The 19,364-nt window shown below is 69.6% G+C and carries 18 protein-coding genes and 2 pseudogenes; 8 read left to right on the plus strand and 12 right to left on the minus strand.

Going from position 1 to position 19,364, the window contains the following annotated elements; all coding sequences use genetic code 11:
- From B1400_RS09635 to B1400_RS03955, 9 genes and pseudogenes are all read right to left on the minus strand, one after another.
- A pseudogene (locus B1400_RS09635) lies at nucleotides 1–916 on the minus strand (hypothetical protein); the annotation flags it as partial.
- A complete protein-coding gene (locus tag B1400_RS03920) occupies nucleotides 913–1,194 on the minus strand; it encodes a hypothetical protein (protein ID WP_133064611.1) in 282 nt (93 codons plus the stop codon). The pseudogene B1400_RS09635 and the gene B1400_RS03920, both read right to left, overlap by 4 nt.
- Nucleotides 1,195–1,501: 307 nt before the next feature.
- On the minus strand, nucleotides 1,502–2,086 hold the full coding sequence (locus B1400_RS03925; protein ID WP_095613152.1) for a DUF6466 family protein: 585 nt from the start codon (nucleotides 2,084–2,086) through the stop codon (nucleotides 1,502–1,504).
- Nucleotides 2,083–3,093: a vWA domain-containing protein gene (locus B1400_RS03930; protein WP_095613153.1), complete on the minus strand. Its 1,011-nt coding sequence runs from the start codon at nucleotides 3,091–3,093 to the stop codon at nucleotides 2,083–2,085. Before B1400_RS03930 ends, B1400_RS03925 begins: the two co-directional genes overlap by 4 nt.
- Nucleotides 3,090–4,142: a vWA domain-containing protein gene (locus tag B1400_RS03935; RefSeq protein WP_095613246.1), complete on the minus strand. Its 1,053-nt coding sequence runs from the start codon at nucleotides 4,140–4,142 to the stop codon at nucleotides 3,090–3,092. Before B1400_RS03935 ends, B1400_RS03930 begins: the two co-directional genes overlap by 4 nt.
- A gap of 2 nt (nucleotides 4,143–4,144) precedes the next feature.
- A complete protein-coding gene (locus B1400_RS03940; protein WP_133064612.1) occupies nucleotides 4,145–4,678 on the minus strand; it encodes a hypothetical protein in 534 nt (177 codons plus the stop codon).
- On the minus strand, nucleotides 4,675–5,652 hold the full coding sequence (locus B1400_RS03945) for a DUF58 domain-containing protein (RefSeq protein ID WP_095613155.1): 978 nt from the start codon (nucleotides 5,650–5,652) through the stop codon (nucleotides 4,675–4,677). The genes B1400_RS03940 and B1400_RS03945 overlap by 4 nt, the downstream gene beginning before the upstream one ends.
- Entirely contained in the window at nucleotides 5,649–6,698 is a 1,050-nt protein-coding gene (locus B1400_RS03950; protein WP_095613156.1) for an AAA family ATPase, read from the minus strand. The genes B1400_RS03945 and B1400_RS03950 overlap by 4 nt, the downstream gene beginning before the upstream one ends.
- Nucleotides 6,699–6,813: 115 nt before the next feature.
- Entirely contained in the window at nucleotides 6,814–7,515 is a 702-nt protein-coding gene (locus tag B1400_RS03955; RefSeq protein ID WP_095613157.1) for a uracil-DNA glycosylase, read from the minus strand.
- A 144-nt stretch (nucleotides 7,516–7,659) separates the two neighbouring features.
- Here B1400_RS03955 and B1400_RS03960 point away from each other — a divergent pair, with 144 nt between their 5' ends.
- From B1400_RS03960 to groL, 3 genes are all read left to right on the plus strand, one after another.
- Nucleotides 7,660–8,337 carry a LytR C-terminal domain-containing protein gene (locus B1400_RS03960; RefSeq protein ID WP_095613158.1) on the plus strand — a complete coding sequence of 226 codons (678 nt, stop codon included), beginning with the start codon at nucleotides 7,660–7,662 and terminating at the stop codon, nucleotides 8,335–8,337.
- Between the two features lie 250 nt (nucleotides 8,338–8,587).
- Nucleotides 8,588–8,797, plus strand: coding sequence for a cold-shock protein (locus B1400_RS03965; protein WP_095613159.1), 210 nt, complete (start codon nucleotides 8,588–8,590; stop codon nucleotides 8,795–8,797).
- A 309-nt stretch (nucleotides 8,798–9,106) separates the two neighbouring features.
- Entirely contained in the window at nucleotides 9,107–10,720 is a 1,614-nt protein-coding gene (groL, locus tag B1400_RS03970) for a chaperonin GroEL (RefSeq protein ID WP_095613160.1), read from the plus strand.
- 110 nt (nucleotides 10,721–10,830) lie between these two features.
- On the opposite strand, the gene B1400_RS03975 is transcribed toward groL, so the two are convergent.
- Nucleotides 10,831–11,124 carry a WXG100 family type VII secretion target gene (locus B1400_RS03975; protein ID WP_095613161.1) on the minus strand — a complete coding sequence of 98 codons (294 nt, stop codon included), beginning with the start codon at nucleotides 11,122–11,124 and terminating at the stop codon, nucleotides 10,831–10,833.
- 97 nt (nucleotides 11,125–11,221) lie between these two features.
- On the opposite strand from B1400_RS03975, the gene B1400_RS03980 reads away from it, so the two are divergent.
- From B1400_RS03980 to B1400_RS09925, 5 genes and pseudogenes are all read left to right on the plus strand, one after another.
- A complete protein-coding gene (locus B1400_RS03980) occupies nucleotides 11,222–12,157 on the plus strand; it encodes a TPM domain-containing protein (RefSeq protein ID WP_095613162.1) in 936 nt (311 codons plus the stop codon).
- A gap of 89 nt (nucleotides 12,158–12,246) precedes the next feature.
- Entirely contained in the window at nucleotides 12,247–12,984 is a 738-nt protein-coding gene (locus B1400_RS03985; RefSeq protein ID WP_095613163.1) for a response regulator transcription factor, read from the plus strand.
- Nucleotides 12,985–13,048: 64 nt separating this feature from the next.
- Nucleotides 13,049–14,965, plus strand: a complete 1,917-nt coding sequence (locus B1400_RS03990; RefSeq protein ID WP_095613164.1) for a sensor histidine kinase — start codon at nucleotides 13,049–13,051, stop codon at nucleotides 14,963–14,965.
- 159 nt (nucleotides 14,966–15,124) lie between these two features.
- Nucleotides 15,125–15,514, plus strand: coding sequence for a cold-shock protein (locus B1400_RS03995; RefSeq protein WP_095613247.1), 390 nt, complete (start codon nucleotides 15,125–15,127; stop codon nucleotides 15,512–15,514).
- A 3-nt stretch (nucleotides 15,515–15,517) separates the two neighbouring features.
- Nucleotides 15,518–16,496 (plus strand): annotated as a pseudogene (locus B1400_RS09925) (DUF3027 domain-containing protein); the annotation flags it as partial.
- A 743-nt stretch (nucleotides 16,497–17,239) separates the two neighbouring features.
- Here B1400_RS09925 and B1400_RS04005 read toward each other — a convergent pair.
- Both B1400_RS04005 and B1400_RS04010 read right to left on the minus strand, forming a co-directional pair.
- A complete protein-coding gene (locus tag B1400_RS04005) occupies nucleotides 17,240–18,241 on the minus strand; it encodes a superantigen-like protein SSL4 (RefSeq protein ID WP_095613166.1) in 1,002 nt (333 codons plus the stop codon).
- Nucleotides 18,242–18,352: 111 nt separating this feature from the next.
- Nucleotides 18,353–19,330, minus strand: coding sequence for a universal stress protein (locus tag B1400_RS04010; protein WP_095613167.1), 978 nt, complete (start codon nucleotides 19,328–19,330; stop codon nucleotides 18,353–18,355).
- Nucleotides 19,331–19,364: the final 34 nt, after the last annotated feature.

Below are 19,364 nucleotides of genomic sequence, written 5' to 3' on the forward strand. Positions count from 1 at the left end.
CCGGCTGACCGTCGGTGCCGGGGATTGTGACGAGCCACGCGTTCGTGCCGTCCGCACGCACATAGCGCGAGATCGCTATCGTCGCATACGACAGCCCCGTGCGGCCGCCGTCGCCGTTCGCGGCGGCGAGCCTGCGCAGGTCGTGCAGCGCCGCGGCGGTGCCGTCGACGTAGCCCACAGGCCGCTCGGAAGGAACCGGCGACGTCCGCGTCACGACGAGGCGGTCGCCCTGTGCGCGGTCGTTGAGCGGCCCGCTCACGGCCGAGATCCGTCCGGCCGCCGCGGCGACATGGCGGCCGTCGCCACGGAGCGCGCCGGCGCCCACCAGTCCGGGAAGCGCCGCCATGCCGGACAGATGCGCGCCGACGCCGGCCATCAGCCCTTCCTGCATCCACGATGTGGCGCGCGACGCATGGGCGACGCCGAAGAAACCCTCGGCGGCGTAGCCGTACGCCGCGCCGCACAGGCCGACCCCGGCGCCGACGACCGTCATCGTCAGCGGATTGAGCGTCGTCAGCAGCTGCACGGCCTTCGACGTCGATCCGCGGTTGGCCGATTCGGCCGCGCTGTACAAACCGTGGGCGCGCGCGACGAGATCGGCGAGCCGTCCGCATTCATCGCCGACGCGGCGCAGCATCGCGCCGACGTCGTTGCAGGCGTCGACGGCGCGGGTGATGCGGTGCGTCGCCGACGCCGAAGCGGCCGCCGCGCCGCCGGCCGTCTCGATGGCGGGCAGCCGCGCGAGCATGTCCATCTGCTGCGTCGACAGCGCGAAGGCCGTGCGCGTCCAGGCGGACGCGCAGGCCGCGAGCGCCCGGTGCGTCGCCTCGAGCCGAGCCCAGGCCTCGAGATAGTCGCCGTCGTCGGCGACGCCGTAGGAGCCGCCGTGCACCGAGGAGGTCACCCGTCTGGTCATCGCGCGCCTCCCGTCCCCAGCAGCATCGCCGGCGCGAGCTCGGCCTGCGCGCGCACGATGCGCGCCTGCGTCGAGGCCGCGCGGATGCGCTCGCGGTAGAGCTCGCAGGCCTCGCCGTGCCATCCGTCGATCGTGCAGGCGCCGAGCGAGGCGACTGCCTCGTCGATCGTCGCCGCGCATTCGCGCGCCATCCGCTGCATGATCAGGTGGCAGTCGGCCATGGCCCTCTCGATCGTCGCCGTGGCGTCGGCGTCGCGCAGCAGGAGTTCCGGGGTCATCGGCGGCATGAGCGTAGGGGCTGCGCCCAGCGTTCGTATCGGCCGGCGCCCGTGGAGGGGACCGGCCGTCCGCATCGTGTCTTGTGTCGTGTCCATGACTCCATTGGACGCCGGGCGGGGCGGCCGTGTCCAGCCATGGCGGCCGCGGTGACCGGAAGGCCGGCTCGGCCCCGGAATGTGGACGACACGACGTGTGGATACCAGCCGTATGCATCCACACCGCATGTGGAAGGGGCCCGTCGCGTCCACGGCATGTGGATGCGACGGGCCCGCGGCATGGATGCGGATGCGTCGGTGCAGGGGCGGCTCACCAGGGTTTGGCGTCCCGATCGCCGCCCGTGCCGCCCTGCTGCGTGCGCTTGCCGTCCTGCGCAGGGTCGGATCGGTCGCCCTCGGTCGGCTCGTTGTTCTTGAGCAGCTCCTCGAGCTTGCGCCGTTCCTGCTCGTCGAGCGCCGGGTCGGCGTCGCGTTCGGCGTCCTGCGTCGATGTGCCGTCGGCGTCCTGCGGCTGGCTGTCGCGCTCCTCCTGCGCGATGCGTTCCTCGAGCCGTCCCGTCAGCGTCCTGGAGACCTCGACGTTCGCGTCGACGGACGAGGCGAGCCGCGGCAGCAGCGTCGCCTTCGCGGCCAGCAGCGCGTCATAGCGCGCGTCGGTCCGCCGCTGCTGCGTCAACAGCCGCTTGAGGTCGGCGTCGGGTTTGGACGCCTCGTCGATCGTGCGCGTCAGCGTCGCCGTGGCGTCGGCGTTCTCGTCGGCCGCGTGGATGTTCCACAGCGACCAGACCGCCGTGGCCGCGGCCACGGTCGCGACGACGAGCAGGACGATGCGGGCGGCGAGCGGCAGACGCCGTGTCCGCGTCGCGCGCGGCGCCTTGGATGATGCGTCGGTCATTGCAACAGCCTCCTCGATCGGCCGAACCACGCGCCGGCCTCCCATGCCATGACGGCGAGCAGCGCGAACACGACCGGCCATACGACCGGCGTCACGCGCACGCGTTCCTTGTACGTCGTCGTCGAGCGCCAGCGTTGGGATTCCCTCGCGATCGCCGACGAGGCGACGGTGCCGCCGTCCTCGGTGAACAGCGCAGTGCCGCTCAGCTCGTCGGCGATCGACTCGATCTGGCGCCTGTCCATGATCGAGACGCCCGGCTGTCCGGTCGACGGGTCGACGACCCAACCGCCGTCGGCTCCGTCGGCCTCCGGCTTCGGCACCCTGCCGCCGGACTCGGTGCCCACGCCGATGACGCAGGCGTCGTCGAGATAGCGGCGCAGCGACGAGAACGTGCGTCGCGACGTCGGGATCGTCTGCTCGCCGTCGGTGATCAGATACAGCACGATGCGGTCGTCGGGATGCGCGTCGCGGATCGACTTGAGCGTGAGCAGCAGCTGGTCGATCGCCGCGTCCGCCGACGATCCCGACGAGGCGGCCGTCGCCTCGGGGCGCAGCGACGCCGCCCAATGGTCGATCGCCGCCGCGTCCGGGGTCAGCGGCACGTCGAGCGTGCCCGCCGAGCCGAAGCTGACCGCCGCGAAGCTCGAGTTCGCGTAGGTCGTCGTGATGTCGTCGATCGCGGCCTTCGCCGCATCGAGGCGGCTGATATCGCGCCGGTCTCCGTAGGTCGCGTCGCCCACGCCCATCGAACCGGTCACATCGGCCGCGATCACGACGTCGGTCGCGTTCACGGCGCGGCTCGTCGTCGTCGCGGCGACGCTCGGCGTGAACGCGAGCACGGCGAGCAGCACGCAGATCACGACGCGTCTGACGCACATGCCGAGCGTCTCGTCGCCACGCCGGCGCGCATGCAGCGCGACGACGCCGACGGCGAGCGCGGCGAGCGCGGTCGCGAGCGCCGACGCGGCGAGCCATCCGAGCGCGGGAGCGAAGGTGAATCCGTTCATCGTCTCAACCTCCATGCCACAAGCAGCCATGCGCCGACGAGCGCGGCGAGCACGAGCGTCCACCAGCCTGGTGCGTCCGTCCACGCGGCGCGGCCCTCATCCTCGACGTCCTTCGTACGCCGCGCGTCGATCGAGCGCACGAGCTCGTCGACCGAATCGCCGTTCGAACGCGTCAGGAAGACGCCGCCGTGCTCCTCGATGAGCGTGCGCATCCGCGTCGTCGCCTCGTCGCCTTCGCTCTGGGGCGGCCCGGAGAACAGGCCGTCGACGGCGATATCCGCCTTCGACGTCATCGCGAGCGCCTCGTCGAGCGTGTAAGTGGGGGTGCCGGAGACGACGTTGTCGGTCGCCAATACGATCGAGGCGTCGCGGCTCATGTCCGAGGACGAGCGTCCGTAGGAGAAGCCGGGCAGCATCGCCGCGCAGCTGACGAGGCCGTCGCCGATCAGGCTCGTCGCGTTCCTGCGGTTCTGCGTGCCGGCGAGCCAGTCGGAGACCTGCTGGTACTGCCGATCGCTCATGCCGTCGATGTCGTCCTGCGATTCGACGCCGGCGAGCAGCTCGCTCGCCTCGTCGAGCTGCCTGCTGACCATCGCGTAGTCGTCGGTGAGCGGGAACACGGTGCGCGACGTCGAATTGAAGATGCTCATGCCGATGCGTTCGCCGCGGAAGCGCGTGACGAGCGAGCGGTAGGTGTCGATCACCTGACGGTCGTAGGGGAGCGCCGAACCGGAGACGTCGAGGCACAGCACGATGTCGCGCGTCGCGCTGCGTTCGGACTGAGCGTCCACCTGGGCCGGACGCGCCGCGAACACGCAGGCGAGCATGAGCGCGAGCGCGATGAGCGCGGCGGCCGCGCGGTTGAGCCTGCGCCACAGGCGCAGCAGGCGGGCGCCCTGCTCGGTCTCGAGGCCGTCGTCGACGTCCCACGCCTCGGCATCCGCCGGGTCGGCGCCCCCGCGCGCGTTGAGCCAGAAGGCGAGCGCGCCGATCGCGCATGCCGCGGCGACGGCGATCGGGATCGCCCAGGGCCATTGCCAGTGCAGCATCGTCAGCGCCACCTTTCCACGAGATCGGCCACCCATCCGGCGGCCGTCGCCACCGACGCCTCACGGACGCGCGGATGGTCGGCGTCGGCGAATTCGGGCGGGTAGAGCGCGGCGATCGTCATGCGCAGCGCATCCCAGTTGCCGGCGTCGCCGCCGCGCGGTTCGCGCTCGAGGTCGTGCAGCGTGCGCGCGGCGAGCGGACGGCCCGAGCGCTCCGACGCGAAGGCGCGCGCGATCGCGGCGAGGCGCGCATAGGCCTCGTCGGCCGTGATCCGCTGCGCGTCGTAGTCATGCACGACGGCGTCGATGCGCGCGAACCAGACGCGTCGGTCGGAGCCGTCGGCGTGCGCGCCGGCGGGGCGTCCCACCCCGTCCCCGCGCCGCGGCATGAACGCGAGCGCGACGCACACGGCGGCGACGGCGAGTGCGACGGCGCAGCAGATCCACAGCGGCGTTGCGAGCTGCGGCGCCGGAACCGGCCTGAGCTCATCGGATGCGGCGAGGCCGGCCGGCATCATCATGACGGACGGTCTCATGCGGGCACCCCCTTGCGCGGCCGCGCCGCGCCGGCGCGCAGATGGGAGCGCGCGCCGGGCGCGCCCAGACGGCTCAGCGAGATCAGACGGACGAAATCGTGGAACATCGCCTCGCTCGAATCGGCGTGGATGAGGCGTGCGCCGGCGCGTGACAGCTCCTGGCGCAGCGCCGAGACGCGGTACGCGCGGTGCGTGGCGACCTCGTCGGCGAGTGTGCGGCGCGTCAGGAACGCGGGGATGCGCCGGCCGCTCACGCCGTCGACGACGCGCACGCCGCGCCGGCCCGCGACCGGATCGGCGGCGAAGGGGTTGACGGTGGCGACGTCGATGAGGACGAAGGGATGGGTCTGCGCGATACGGCGCACGCGGCGCAGCTCGTCGTCGCCGACGGCGTCGCCGCAGGTCGCCAGCACGACGAGCGCGTGGCGGTCGCGCAGCCGGACCGCGTAGTCGAGCAGTGCGCCGAGGTTGCGCGGCCGGGACCAGGAACGGTCGGTCGCCTCGTCGATCTGGCGTTCGAACTGCGCGAAGCCGCCGTGGAACGGCACGCGGGTGATGCGCGACATGTCGCCCAGGACGAGGGAGACGTCGTCGCTGCGGCGCAGCGTCAGCGCCGCGAACATGCACAGCGCGTTCGCGGCGACGGCGTACGCATGTTCGCCCGACGGGCATGTGGCCGTCATTTCGCGGCCGGCGTCCATCAGCAGATGGACGCGGCTGCTCGAACGGCGCTCGCGCTGCACGACCATCGTGCGGCCTGAGCGCGCGCTGATCTTCCAGTCGATCCGGCGCGCCTCGTCGCCGATCTCGTAGGCGCGTACGTCGAGCAGGTCGTCGGTGCCGCCGCGCCGCGGGGAACGGTGCTCGCCCTCGAGCACGCCGAGAGCGCGCGCGACGGTCGGCAGCGACATCGACGTGCCCAGGGCCTCGATGCGCCGGCGCACCGGGTCTTCGTGTCGGCGGGCGTCGATCATGGAACCGGGACCGCCTTGACGATCTGGTCGACGACCTGATCGGCGTCGACGCCGTCGGCGAGGGCCTCGAATGTCAGCAGGATGCGGTGGCGCAGCACCTCGTGGGCGAAGCGCTTGAGGTCCTCCGGGATCACGTAGTCGCGGCCGGCCATCAGCGCCGAGGCCTGGCCGATGCGCACGAGCGCGATCGAGGCGCGCGGCGAGGCGCCGAGTCGCACGAGCGACGACAACCCCTGAACGGGCTTGGGGCCGCCGCCGCGGGACGTGTCGGCGATGTCGACCGCGTATTTCATGATCGGGTCCGAAACGTGGACCTTCCTGGCGGCGGCGCGCAGGAACTCGACGTCGGGGATCGAGACGACGTCCGGCGTCACGGCCGTCGGGTCGAGCGTGTCGGAGCCGCGGCGCGTGAGCATCGCGAGCATCGCGACCTCCTGGTCGGGCTTCGGATAGGTCATGACGGCCTTCATCATGAATCGGTCCATCTGCGCCTCGGGCAGGTTGAAGGTGCCCTCCTCCTCGATCGGGTTCTGCGTGGCGATGACCATGAACGGCTTGGGCAGCGGGATGCGCTGGCCGCCGATCGTCGTGGCGCCCTCGGCCATCGCCTCGAGCATCGCCGACTGCGTCTTCGCGTTCGAACGGTTGATCTCGTCGAGGAGCACGAAGTTCGCGTGAATCGGGCCGATCTGCGTCGAGAAGCGCTGCGTCGAGAAGTCGAAGACCTGTGTGCCCACGAGGTCGGAGGGCATCAGGTCGGGCGTGCATTGGACGCGCTTGAAGGTTCCGGAGACCGACGTGGCGAGCGTCTGGGCGGCCGTCGTCTTCGCGAGGCCCGGCACTGATTCGATGAGGATGTGGCCGCCGGCGACGAGCGTCGTGATCAGCGATTCGCGCAGGTTGTCCTGTCCGACGAGCGTCCCCGCGAAACGGTTGCGGATCCGTGCGACGAGCTGCTGGGCGCGCGCCGCGTCCTGGGAGGACGGCGCCGCGGGTCTGGGCGGGGCGGCCGGCGGCGTCTGTGGTTGCTGGTGGAACAAGGCCATGGCATGCACTCTTCTGTAGTTCGGATGGGTTCGAGAGCACATTGTACTTGCCATGCTTGAGCGTGGGCCGTGTTCACCGGGGGCGGCGCCGCCCCCGCGCAGGCGCCGCGGGCGTCTAGAGCGACCAGTCGATCGGGGAGGCGCCCATCGCCTCGAGCGCGGCGTTCGCGCGCGAGAACGGGCGCGAACCGAAGAACCCCCGCGAGGCGGACAACGGGCTCGGATGCGCCGAGGCGATGATGAAGGCGTTCGACAGCAGCGGCGCAAGCGTCTGCGCGTTGCGTCCCCACAGGATGGCGACGAGCGGCAGCGGGCGCCCCTGTTCGTCGACGCGCGCGTTGAGCGCCTTGACGGCGGCGTCGGTGACCGGGCGCCATCCCTTGTCCTGATGGCTGTTCGGACGGTGCGCCTCGACCGTCAGGCTCCTGTTGAGCAGCATGACGCCCCGCCGCGTCCAGGGGCTCAGGTCGCCGTTGCGCGGCGGCGGCACATGCAGGTCGTCCTGCAGCTCCTTATATATGTTGATCAGGCTCTTGGGCAGCGGGCGCACGTCGGGCGCCACCGAGAAGCTCAGGCCCACCGGGTATCCCGGCGTCGGATACGGGTCCTGCCCGACGATGAGCACCTTGACGTCGCGCATCGGCGGCACGCGGAACGCGCGCAGGATGTCGTGTGCGGCCGGCAGGATCTGCCTGCCCTCGGCGGCCTGTTCGCGCAGGAAGTCCCCCATGTGGTGGATCTGCTCCTCGACGGGCGCGAGGGCGAGCGCCCACTGCGGGTCGATCGATTCGTTCAACGGCTTGCATGGTCTGCTCATGGCTCCAAGCGTACCCGCGGCGTGGGTCCGGCGGCGTTGCGGCGTGCCCAGTGCCTTCGTTATAGTGAATTGCGGGAACGTCGTGCGCGTGCCTTGACGGCCGCGCCGGCCGCGCACACGCCCGTACGACACGGAAGGACCATTATGGCTCGCAAGGACAGCGAAGGTTACGACTCCTACCCGAAGGACGCCTACGACGACCCGCCCCAGGGGCCGGTCGGCGTGCACCGGGGCGCACGCTCGTGGGGCGTCCGGCTCACGCCCTTCGTCATCGTCGTCATCGCCGCGGTCGCCGCCGGCGTGCTGTTCTGGGGCATCTTCTCCGGCGAGGCGGCGAGCCTGCTGCGCGGGCGCGTCTCGTCGTCGTCGAGCTCGAGCGCGCAGGTCGCGCAGACGACGACGGCCGCCGGGGACGGTGCATCCTCGGCCTCCTCGGGCGAATCCCCGGCATCGTCGAGCGGGTCGGCCTCTCCGAGCGAGTCCGCCTCGCCGTCCGAATCGGCCTCTCCGAGCGAGTCGTCCCAGGCGCCGACCCCCGAGGAGTCGCAGCAGGTCAACAAGGCGGCGGCGATCAGCGTCGTCAACGGCACCGCGCAGGACGGCTACGCATCCACCGAGGCGCAGAAGCTCGTCGCCGACGGTTATCCGAACGCGACGCCGATGAACCCCGGCGACATGGCGCTGCCCGGGCAGACCGTCGTGTGGTACCAGAACGACGCCGATCTGGCCACGGCGCAGGCGGTCGCCGACACGCTCGGCATCGCCGCCGTCGAACAGGCGCCCGGCATCGGGGCGCCGATCGTCGTCGTGCTCATGCAGTGAGCCGCGGTTTGCGGAGGGATGTCACGGGTCCGCGCGCCTTCGGGGGCGCGGACCCGTTTTCGTGTGCGCCACGGACGGCGAAACGCCGTCCGTGGCGCACACAATGGGGGCGTGCGACATGTCCCGGCCATATGGGTGGCTACACTGGGGTAGCGATTGCGTTCTGATTCCCGATGATTGGGGACGTTTTAGGTCACGGGACATGACGATCGTGGTCTTCTATGGTTTGGCTAAAGAAAGAATTAGGGAAATGACACAGGGAACCGTCAAGTTCTTCAGTGCTGGCAAGGGTTATGGTTTCATCACGACGGCGGAGGGAGGTGACGACGTCTTCGTTCACTATTCGGCGATCCAGTCGGAGGGCTTCCGCACGCTGCGCGAAGGCGACGCCGTCGAATTCGAACTGGAGGACACGCCGAAGGGGCTTCGCGCGACGAAGGTATCGGTGATCAATCGGTAGCATTCGGACGCAAGCCCGTCCCGGCCGGACGACGACCCGCATGAAACCGCCCGCGGGAACGTCGTCCGGCCTTGTCGTATCCGCGCCGCCCCGATATGCGCCGGCATCGCGCGCCGAACATCCGGCCGCCCATATCTTGCCCACAGCGCAATGTGCAGCATGTCGGGTTGGCACTCGAGCGGTGAGAGTGCTAATCTGCGATGTAGCACTCGGGCGATGGGAGTGATCGCCGAAAGCTGACGGTCGGCGGCCGCTTCGATGTTCCGGGTGATGTCGTAATGACGTATCTATCCCATAGCGGAGGAACACATGGCAAAGATCATTGAATATGATGAGGAAGCGCGCCAGGGCATGCTGGCCGGTCTCGACAAGCTCGCGGACACCGTCAAGGTGACGCTGGGACCGAAGGGCCGCAACGTCGTGCTCGACAAGACCTACGGTGCGCCGACCATCACCAACGACGGCGTCTCCATCGCCAAGGAGATCGACCTCGAGGACCCGTTCGAGCGCATCGGCGCCGAGCTCGTCAAGGAAGTCGCGAAGAAGACCGATGACGTCGCCGGCGACGGCACCACCACCGCGACCGTGCTCGCCCAGTCGCTCGTGCACGAGGGCCTCAAGAACGTCGTCGCGGGCTCGAACCCGATCGCGCTGCGCCGCGGCATCGAGAAGGCCTCGGACGCCATCGTCAAGGAGCTCGTCGCCTCGGCCAAGCCGGTCGAGACGAAGGAGCAGATCGCCGCGACCGCGACGATCTCCGCCGCCGATCCCGAGGTCGGCGAGAAGATCGCCGAGGCGCTCGACAAGGTCGGTCAGGACGGCGTCGTGACCGTCGAGGACAACAACCGCTTCGGCCTCGACCTCGAGTTCACCGAGGGCATGCGCTTCGACAAGGGCTACATCTCCCCGTACTTCGTCACCAACGCCGAGGACCAGACCGCGGTCCTCGACGACCCGTACATCCTGCTCACGTCGAACAAGGTCTCGTCGCAGCAGGACGTCGTCCACATCGCCGAGCTCGTCATGAAGACCGGCAAGCCGCTGCTCATCGTGGCCGAGGACGTCGACGGCGAGGCGCTGCCGACGCTGATCCTCAACAACATCCGCGGCACCTTCAAGTCCTGCGCCGTCAAGGCCCCGGGCTTCGGCGACCGCCGCAAGGCGATGCTCCAGGACATGGCCATCCTCACCGGCGGCCAGGTCGTCTCCGAGGAGATCGGCCTCAAGCTCGACTCGATCGACCTGTCCGTCTTCGGCACCGCCAAGAAGGTCATCGTCTCCAAGGACGAGACGACGATCGTCTCCGGCGGCGGCTCGAAGGAGGACGTCGAGGCCCGTGTCGCGCAGATCCGCGCCGAGATCGAGAACACCGACTCCGACTACGACCGCGAGAAGCTGCAGGAGCGTCTCGCCAAGCTCGCCGGCGGCGTCGCCGTCATCAAGGTGGGCGCCGCGACCGAGGTCGAGGCCAAGGAACGCAAGCATCGCATCGAGGACGCCGTGCGCAACGCGAAGGCCGCCATCGAGGAGGGTCTGGTGCCCGGCGGCGGCGTCGCGCTCGTGCAGGCCGCGGCGAAGGCCGAGAAGGACGTCAAGCTCGAAGGCGACGAGGCCACCGGCGCCGCGATCGTCTTCAGCGGCATCGAGGCCCCGCTCAAGCAGATCGCCGACAACGCCGGCCTCTCCGGCGACGTCGTGCTCGACAAGGTGCTGTCGCTGCCCGAGGGCGAGGGCTTCAACGCCGCGACCGACACCTACGAGGACCTGATGGCCGCCGGCGTCACCGACCCGGTCAAGGTCACCCGTTCCGCGCTGCAGAACGCCGCGTCGATCGCCGGCCTGTTCCTGACGACCGAGGCGGTCGTCGCGAACAAGCCGGAACCGGCCCCGGCCGCCGGCGCCGGTCAGGACATGGGCTACTGATCCACGCCCGTGACCGTGCGACGATGACCATGGCCGCATGACCGTGGGAAGGTCCCGGCTCCCCGATGGGGAGCCGGGACCTTTGTCGTCCGGCACGGCTTTTCGCCGCGTCAGCCTGCGGCGAAAAGCCGTGCGGCCGCGTGCTCTGCGTCGGCGTACACCGTCGACGCCTGCGTGAGCGCCTGCTGGATCGATTCCAGCGACCGCTCCATCTGCTGCTGCGCGGCGCGCCACTGCGCGGCGAGCGCCGTGAACTGCGTCGCCGCGGCGCCGTGCCAGCAGTCCTGCAGCGCGTTGAGGTTCGCGTACATGCCGCCCACCGCCTGCCTGATCTGCGCGACCGACGAGCACACAGCCGCGCTCGACGCCTGGATGCGTTCCGAATCCACCTGATACTGGGGCATCGTCCCTGTTCCTTTCTTCCGTTGTGCCGATGACCTGCCGTTCCGCCTCGGCGGAACCCCGGAGGGCATGTGACCGCCGACCGGTACTGTGGAATGTATGACAACGCGAATCGAGAACCAAGGCGAGACGACCTCTGTGTACGGACGGGACGGTCGTCCACATTCCACCGACGGCGTGATGCGTCGCCTCGCGCGTCGATGCGCGGCGTCCACGCTCGCCCTCGTCCTCGCCGCCGCGGGCGCCATCGCGCCGGCCGCCCTCGCCGACGATCCGTCGCCGTCGCCGTCGCCGTCGACGTCGACGTCGCAGGCGTCCGACGGCGCGGCCGCCGACGTCGACCCCAACGGCGGCTACATCCTCGACACGCAGAACCTGCTCGGCAACGACATCGCGAAGGTCTCCGACGCGATCACGCGCACGCGCGAGCAGACCGGCGTGCAGGTGCGCCTCATCTACGTCGATTCGTTCAACTCGACCGACTCGCCGGACGAGTGGGCGCGCCAGACCCTCAGGTCGCTCGATCCGGGTCCGAACACCGTGCTGCTCGCCGTCGCCACGAACGACGGCAACCTCGCCGTCGTCGTCTCACCGGGCTCGGACGAATGGCTGGGCAGCCAGAAGAGCGTCGACGCGCTCTCCGAGGCGGCCTCGGCGCCGCTCACCGGCGTCAAGGCCGGGGAAAGCCCCGATTGGGCGCGTTCGGCGATCGACATGATGGACGTCATCGCCAAGGAGAAAGACACGGCGACGTCCCGTTCGGCCGTCTCGATCGGCGTCGTCGCGCTCGTCGGCGTCGTCGCGCTCGCGGCCGTCGCCGTCGGCGTCGTCATCGTCGTGCGCCGTCGCCGCGAGGTCGACTCCGACGCCGAGAAGGACGTCCGCGACGAAGGGCCGACCCCGGATGACGACGAGTCCGCCGTCGCCGCTGACGCCGCTGATGCCGCTGATGCCGCTGAGAGCACGGATGCCGCTGATGCCGCCGATACGCAGGCCGTGACCGCCGTCGATCCGCATGCGAAATACAAGGGATGAGCCGGTTGTCGCGGGGATGCGCCGGCACGCGACGGAACTCACAGAGGACATTCAGGAAACCTTCAGACGGCGAGTCCATCATGAGCGGTATGAACGCGAGCAAAGGTACTGAAGCGAAGATCGTCGTCGTCGACGACGAGCCGTCCATCCGCGAGCTCCTCGTCGCGTCGCTGCATTTCGCCGGCTACGAGGTCGAGACCGCGGCGTCGGGGTCCGAGGCGATCGAGGTCATCGAACGCACGAAGCCGGACCTGATCATCCTCGACGTCATGCTGCCGGACATCGACGGCTTCACCGTCACGCGCCGCATCCGCCAGGAAGGCATCGACGCGCCGGTCCTCTTCCTGACCGCGCGCGACGACACGCAGGACAAGGTCATGGGGCTGACCGTCGGCGGCGACGACTACGTGACCAAGCCCTTCAGCCTCGAGGAGGTCGTCGCGCGCATCCGTGCGATCCTGCGCCGCACCCGCGAGCACGTCGAGGACGACCCGGTCATCCGCGTCGGCGACCTCGAGATCAACGAGGACTCGCACGACGTGACGCGCGCCGGCCGGCCGATCGACCTGAGCCCCACCGAATACAAGCTGCTGCGCTACCTGATGGACAACGAGGGACGTGTGCTGTCGAAGGCGCAGATCCTCGACCACGTCTGGCAGTACGACTGGGGCGGCGACGCGGCGATCGTCGAATCGTACATCTCCTATCTGCGCAAGAAGGTCGACGACCTCGAGGTGACCGACGAGGACGGCACGAAGCACAAGGTGCAGCCGCTCATCGAGACGAAGCGCGGCATCGGATACATGATCAGGGTCCCGCGCAGCTGAGCGCGCCCGGGACGGAGGGTGGATCCTCACGACGAACGGCAAGGAACGACAGGGGGCACGGACGATGGGCAGGACCGGCACGGGCGCGGCCTCGCGCGGCGAGGGCGGGCCGCTCGCCCATGTCCTGCTGAGCGCGAAGCTCGTCGCCTCGATCATCGTGCTGCTGTCGGTGGGCACCGTGTGCATCTCGCTGGCGATCACGCAGCTCGTCAGCAACTACATGATGCAGCGCACCGACAGCCAGCTGCTGCAGCAGGCGGAGCTCGTGTTCAAGAACACGGTGCTGCTCAACGACAAGGCGAACGCGTCGAACCCGATGATCAGCTACTACGTGCAGGCCTACGACGCGGCCTCGCACACGTCGACGGTGCTGCTGCAGCCGGTCTACAAGGACGGCGTCGTCTCCCGCCCGCGGCTGCCGGCGAACGGCGACCTCGCCGGCCATGAACTCGCGAAGCCGTACACGACGCCGGCGATCGTCGACACGTCGAACGCGACGCGCACGCCCGACCATTCGACGATGACGATGGCCGAGTATCCGTGGCGCGTCGTCGCGCTGCGCTGGATCAGCGAGGACGCGAACGGCATCCAGCACGACCGCGGCATCATCTACATCGGACTGTCGCTGGGCAACCAGATCGACATGATCGACAATCTGACGAAGTTCTGCGTCATGGTGAGCATCGCCGTCGTCATGCTCGGCGGCGTCGTCAGCGCGCTGCTCGTGCAACGCACGCTCGAGCCGCTCAAGCGCATCGAGAAGACGGCCGCGAAGATCGCCAACGGCGATCTGTCGCAGCGCATCCCGTCGGCGCCGGAGGGCACCGAGATCGGCTCGCTGTCGCGTTCGCTCAATCTCATGCTCGCGCAGATCGAGCGCAGCTTCCACCAGCAGCAGGCGACGACCGACAAGATGAAACGCTTCGTCTCGGACGCGAGCCATGAGCTGCGCACGCCGCTCGCCGCGATCCACGGCTACGCCGAACTGTACAAGATGCAGCGCGGAGCCGGAGACGCAGCGGACGCGCTCGCCCGCGCCGACGATTCGATCGACCACATCGAGGCGTCGAGCGCGCGCATGACGGTGCTCGTCGAGGACCTGCTTTCTCTCGCCAGGCTTGACGAGGGCCGCGGCATCTCGATCACGCAGCGCGTCGACCTCGGCACCGTCCTCGCGGATTCGGCGAGCGACCTGCATGCGCTCGACCCGGAACGCCGCATCCGCACCGGCGTCGTGGGCCTCGACATGTCCGATCCGGCGCATCCGGCGCTGACGATGACCGACGGTCCGCTGCCGAAGGTCACGGTCGTCGCCGACGGCGCGCGGCTGCAGCAGGTCGTCACGAACATCGTCGGCAACATCCACCGCTACACGCCGCACGATTCGCCGGTCGAGATGTCGCTCGGCGTCATCGGCGCGGCGATGGACGTCGACGAGCTGGCGCAGCTGCCGCCCGACGACGAGTCGATGGCGCGCGTGCTGCGCGCGGCCGCCGAATACACGACGACGAACCGGGGCATGATGGTCGCCGTCGCGCGCTTCGCCGACCACGGTCCCGGCGTGCCGGCCGAGGCGCGCGCGAAGATCTTCGAGCGCTTCTACACCGCCGATCCCTCCCGTGCGCGCCTCAAAGGCGGCACCGGTCTGGGCATGGCGATCGCGCAGTCGGTCATCAACGCGCACCAGGGCTTCATCTGCGCCGGCGAGAGCGACGGCGGCGGCCTGACGCTGACGCTCGTCCTGCCGCTCACGCGCGCCGGCGACGCGACGTTGGACGACGCGGCGGACGCGGACCGGACGCATACCAAGGACGCCGCCCATAAGGACACGGCGCGCAAGGACACGGCGCGCAAGGACAGGACACGCAAGGGCGTCGCGCACCATGGGGGCGCCGGCGAGACGAATCCCTCCGCGGTGCGCGCATCGTCCGGCGGCGCAAGGAAGGGCGCCGAGGCCGACGGGCGGCGAAGGACGGCGTAGGGCGCGTGATGGCCCCATGCGCCGCCTATGCCGAGCGCAAGCGCTCGACGGATGCGCAGGCGGTGCGGTAGAATGAAGATTTGGTAAGAACGCGGGGGATGTCCCCGCGTCAGGACGGCAACAGCAACAAGACAATCTGGTGAACAGTGAGAGGTGGACATGCCTAGCGGACGTGTACGTTGGTTCGATGCGAAGAAGGGATTTGGATTCATCGCCGGCGATGAGGGTCCGGACGTGTTCCTTCCGCAGACCTCGCTGCCTGCGGGGGTGAGCGAGCTGCGCAAGGGCGCCCGTGTCGAGTACTCGGTCGTCGACGGCAACCGCGGACCGGTCGCGATGAGCGTGACGCCGGTCAGGACGGCTCCGTCGCTCGTCAAGGCGACGCGGCCGAAGCCGGACGACATGGCCGCGATCGTCGAGGACCTCATCAAGCTCCTCGACGGCGCCGGCAACCAGCTGCGCCGCCACCGCTACCCGTCGCAGGCGGACAGCCGCAAGCTCGCGCAGCTGCTGCGCGCCGTCGCGGACAACTTCGACGTACAGGAATGAACGATGGCAGAAGAATTTGACCCGGAGGCGCTCGCGCGCGCCGTCGCGATCGACACGGCCCAGGACGCCGCCCACGTCGGCGACTTCGTGACGAGCGAGACGACGGGCGACGGTGTGACCGATTTCCGTTTCGTGGCGACGATGGTCGGCTATGAGGGCTGGCAATGGTCGGTCACGTTGTTCCACGACGTCGAGGCGGACCGATGGACCGTCGACGAGGCGTCCCTGATCCCGACCGACAAGGCGCTGCTGCCGCCGCCATGGGTGCCGTGGAAGAACCGTCTCGAACCATCGGACCTGTCGGTGACCGATTCGATCGGCACCGAGCCCGACGACGAGCGGCTCGAGGCCGGCGTCACCGAGGAGACGATCGAGCGGATCGAGACGACGCATGGTCCCGTCGACGACGACGCCGTGCAGGACGCGGCCGGGGAGCCGCAGACGGCCGAGGAGGCCGCCGAGACGCGCCTCGACGACGCCGCGGCGGTCGTCGAAGGAGCCGAGACCGTGACGGAGGCCGTCGAGGACGTCGAGGACGTCACCGAGGACGTCGGGGATGCCGACGGCCGCCCCGACGGGGCGGATGGCGATGCCTGCTCGACGACGACGCAGCAGGACCTGCATGACGCGATCGAGGAGTTCGACCTGTCGCGGCGCTCGGTGATGTCGGCGATTGGGCGCGCGCAGACGGCGCAGCGCTGGTACGACGGTCCGCACGGCCCGAAGTCCCTTTCGACGAAGACGGCGAACGGCAACCTGTGCTCGACCTGCGGCTTCTTCATCCCGTTGCGCGGGGACCTGTCCGAGATGTTCGGCGTCTGCGCGAACCGTTGGAGCCCCGATGACGGCCGCGTCGTCTCGCTCGACCACGGCTGCGGCGAGCATTCGCAGATCGAACCGCCCGAGCCGAGCCGTCTGTGGATCCAGACGAAACCCGCCTACGACGACGTGCACATCGACATCGTCGAGCAGAGCCCGCGCGAGGAACGCGGCGATGTCGAACTGATCGAAACGGTCGTCGACGCGAAGAAGCACGACCGGCACGACGCGGACGCGGCGCACGGCGACGACGCGCGCCGCGAGGAGCGGCGCGCCGCGCAGGACGCGGAGGTGCCGATGCCCGACGCCGACACGCAACGTGAGGCGGCCGACGCGACGATCGCGGACGAAGGCGCGGCCGGGACGACGCTGCGCGAGCCGGCGCAGCGGATCGTCGACGCGGCCGACGACATCGTCGCCGACGAACAGCATGAGACGGTCGTCGCCACGGGAGACGAGGACACGATCGGCCAGACGCAGGTCGTCGCCGAACTGACGACCGACGCCGAGGACGAAGGCGAGGACTTCGTCGATGCGCTCGAGGCGAAGGCCGACGCGTCCGAGGCGGCGCAGGACGCCGATGCCGCCGCGACGACGGCGGACGCCGGGGAGTCGGCCGCCGTCGAGCCGGAAGACGCTGTTCAGTCGGAAGATACGGCGCAGCCGGAGGACGCTGCGCGGCAGGAAACACTTGAGCGTGCCGAGATCGAAGTCGAGAACATCGCCGAGACCGCATCCGACGCGACGCAGGAGGATGAGGACGTCATCGAGCCGTATCAGGAGGCGCACGACTGACTGATCCGCGGCGCCGCCGATGCGAATGACGGCGGATACGACGGGGGCGTGTGACGGCATCGTTCGTCACACGCCCCCGTCGTATCCGTGAATCCTGGGTTCCTCCCGCCGTCAGCGGTCCGTCGACGGCGCCGCATCGCGCCCCGTCGTGCCGGACTGCGTGCCCGACTGCGTCGCCGCCGACCGCCGGGTGGCCGAGGAACCGGGCGATGGCGAGGGGCTGGCCGTAGGCGTCGCCGACGCGCTCGGCGAGGAGGTCGACGAGTCCGACGTGCTCGGTTCCGGCGAGGATGTGGCCGTCTCGTCGGGCGTCGGCGTCGCGCTCGCCGACGGGGCGCCCGTCGCGCTCGGCGTCGGCGTCGGCTCCTCGGTTACGGTCGCGGTCGGCTGCGGCGTCGTCGCATCGAAGGAGTCCGAGGCGACGAGGCCGTCAATCGTGCCGCCGGTGATCGCGAGCAGTTCCTTCGCGATCGTGATGTAGACGTCGTGCAACTCCTTCGCCGTCTTCGCGTGCGCCTTGAGGTCGTTGTCCCGCGTCGTGATCGTGCAGGCAGGGATCGCCGGCTCCTTGCCGGCGTCGTCCATCAGGACGTTGAGCCTGCGCAGGTCGTCGGTGTCGATCTGCGTCTTCGGATCGTCGATGTACGCCTTCGTCGAGCTGATCGCCATGTCCGCGAGCCGCTTCGCCTCGGTCGCCCTCGCCGCCTGCGTCTGGCACGAGGACATCGCCTGCGCGCGCAGTGTACCGCTGATGTTGCCGTTCGCGTACAGGTAGCCGAAGGCCGCGCACAGCACGAGCACGCCGACGACGATCGTCAGCCACGGCAGGCGGCGCCGCCTCTTCGCCGAACGGCGCAGCTCGGAGCGGTCCTCATGGTCTGGATGGTCGTCGCCGTCCCGATGGTTCGCGCGCTCCGACTTGCGTCCTTCGCCGTCGCCATCGTCATCGTCGTCGTGCGGCGCGAAGGAGGGAGGCGACTGCCTGCCGAACTCGGCCGTGTCCCCCGACGCCTCCCGCGTCGCGTCATACGATGCGATGGACTCCTCGATCTCGTGCGCCGACGCCGTTTCATCGGTCGTTCCGTCGTCCTGTGTGTGCATGTCGTTCGTCATCGTGTCCTCATCAGCCTTCCGAATGCACTTAGTCTATGCGCCGCACCGGCGGACGCGCCGCGTCGCTGAGCTCAGGGTGAACCGCGGGCGCCCGCATCCGACGGGCGCCGCTCAGTGCACGACGGTGACGTTGCACTCGGCCGAGTTGATCACCTGCTTGGAGACCGAGCCGAGGAAATGCGCATCAAGGCCGCTCAGGCCCCGCGAACCGACGACGACGTGCCGCGCGTAGCGCGACGCGCTCACGAGGCCCTTGCCGGGGGAGATGTGGAACGCGTTCGGCGTCACGTCGATCGACCCGGGCAGCTTCGCGCCGTCGATGAACTCCTTGAGGCGGCGCATCGCGTAGCGCTGGGCGACGTCCATCGGCGCGACGCTCGTCTCGTATCCGGGCACCGTGCCCAGATCCTTGATCCTCCAGAAGAACATGACGTGCAGCGGCGCGTCGTTGAGCCTGGCGAGGCCTGCCGCGAACACGAGCGCGCGCCGCGACGTGTCCGAGCCGTCGACGCCGACGACGATCGGCCGCGCCGTGCGGGGGATCTCGACATGCGGCGTCACGAAATGCACGTCCTGGTCGTTCGGCGACAGCGCGTTCGCGATCTGGTCCTGCACGTCGATGTCCTCGTCCTGCGCGCTGCGGATGATCGTGACCGGCACCTTCGCCTCCTCGGCGAGCGACGAGGAGAGCGATCCGAGCAGCCAGCGCGCGACGCGGCTCATCGAACGCCTTCCGATGACGATCTGCTGCGCGTTCGCGCCGATCTCGAGCAGCGCAGTGCTCGCCGCCGCGCGGAACGACGTCAGTTCGATCTGCTCGTCGGCGAGATCCATGTCCTTCGACGCCGCCTCGACCCACACATGCAGCTCGTCGGCGATGCGCTTGCGCAGCGCGTCCGCCTCCTCCTTGTTCGCCGGTTCGGGACCCATGTCCCATGAATACGACCATCCGTACACGGCGTTGACGCGCTGCCCGGACAGCCGCGCCTGCTGCAGCGCCCAGCGCAGCGCCGCGAACGACTCGGGGGAGCCGTCGACGCCGACGACGATGTCCCCGGAGGGATTGAGAGAATCGATTGTTGCGCTCATGCGTTGCTCCTTCGTTGGTGGATGGGCCGGGGCG

The organism is Bifidobacterium italicum, from assembly GCF_002286915.1.
GTDB classification, from domain to species: Bacteria; Actinomycetota; Actinomycetes; order Actinomycetales; family Bifidobacteriaceae; genus Bifidobacterium; species Bifidobacterium italicum.

Bases quoted from the DNA above. Each gene is read 5' to 3' on its own strand.
- B1400_RS03940 (WP_133064612.1), bottom strand. From the start codon at position 4,678: ATGAGACCGTCCGTCATGATGATGCCGGCCGGCCTCGCCGCATCCGAT.
- B1400_RS03955 (WP_095613157.1), bottom strand. From the start codon at position 7,515: ATGAGCAGACCATGCAAGCCGTTGAACGAATCGATCGACCCGCAGTGG.
- B1400_RS03990 (WP_095613164.1), top strand. From the start codon at position 13,049: ATGGGCAGGACCGGCACGGGCGCGGCCTCGCGCGGCGAGGGCGGGCCG.
- B1400_RS03980 (WP_095613162.1), top strand. From the start codon at position 11,222: ATGACAACGCGAATCGAGAACCAAGGCGAGACGACCTCTGTGTACGGA.
- B1400_RS03945 (WP_095613155.1), bottom strand. From the start codon at position 5,652: ATGATCGACGCCCGCCGACACGAAGACCCGGTGCGCCGGCGCATCGAG.
- B1400_RS03960 (WP_095613158.1), top strand. From the start codon at position 7,660: ATGGCTCGCAAGGACAGCGAAGGTTACGACTCCTACCCGAAGGACGCC.
- B1400_RS04010 (WP_095613167.1), bottom strand. From the start codon at position 19,330: ATGAGCGCAACAATCGATTCTCTCAATCCCTCCGGGGACATCGTCGTC.
- B1400_RS03965 (WP_095613159.1), top strand. From the start codon at position 8,588: ATGACACAGGGAACCGTCAAGTTCTTCAGTGCTGGCAAGGGTTATGGT.
- B1400_RS03930 (WP_095613153.1), bottom strand. From the start codon at position 3,093: ATGAACGGATTCACCTTCGCTCCCGCGCTCGGATGGCTCGCCGCGTCG.
- B1400_RS03950 (WP_095613156.1), bottom strand. From the start codon at position 6,698: ATGGCCTTGTTCCACCAGCAACCACAGACGCCGCCGGCCGCCCCGCCC.
- B1400_RS03920 (WP_133064611.1), bottom strand. From the start codon at position 1,194: ATGACCCCGGAACTCCTGCTGCGCGACGCCGACGCCACGGCGACGATC.
- B1400_RS04005 (WP_095613166.1), bottom strand. From the start codon at position 18,241: ATGACGAACGACATGCACACACAGGACGACGGAACGACCGATGAAACG.
- B1400_RS03925 (WP_095613152.1), bottom strand. From the start codon at position 2,086: ATGACCGACGCATCATCCAAGGCGCCGCGCGCGACGCGGACACGGCGT.
- B1400_RS03935 (WP_095613246.1), bottom strand. From the start codon at position 4,142: ATGCTGCACTGGCAATGGCCCTGGGCGATCCCGATCGCCGTCGCCGCG.
- groL (WP_095613160.1), top strand. From the start codon at position 9,107: ATGGCAAAGATCATTGAATATGATGAGGAAGCGCGCCAGGGCATGCTG.
- B1400_RS03995 (WP_095613247.1), top strand. From the start codon at position 15,125: ATGCCTAGCGGACGTGTACGTTGGTTCGATGCGAAGAAGGGATTTGGA.
- B1400_RS03975 (WP_095613161.1), bottom strand. From the start codon at position 11,124: ATGCCCCAGTATCAGGTGGATTCGGAACGCATCCAGGCGTCGAGCGCG.
- B1400_RS03985 (WP_095613163.1), top strand. From the start codon at position 12,247: ATGAACGCGAGCAAAGGTACTGAAGCGAAGATCGTCGTCGTCGACGAC.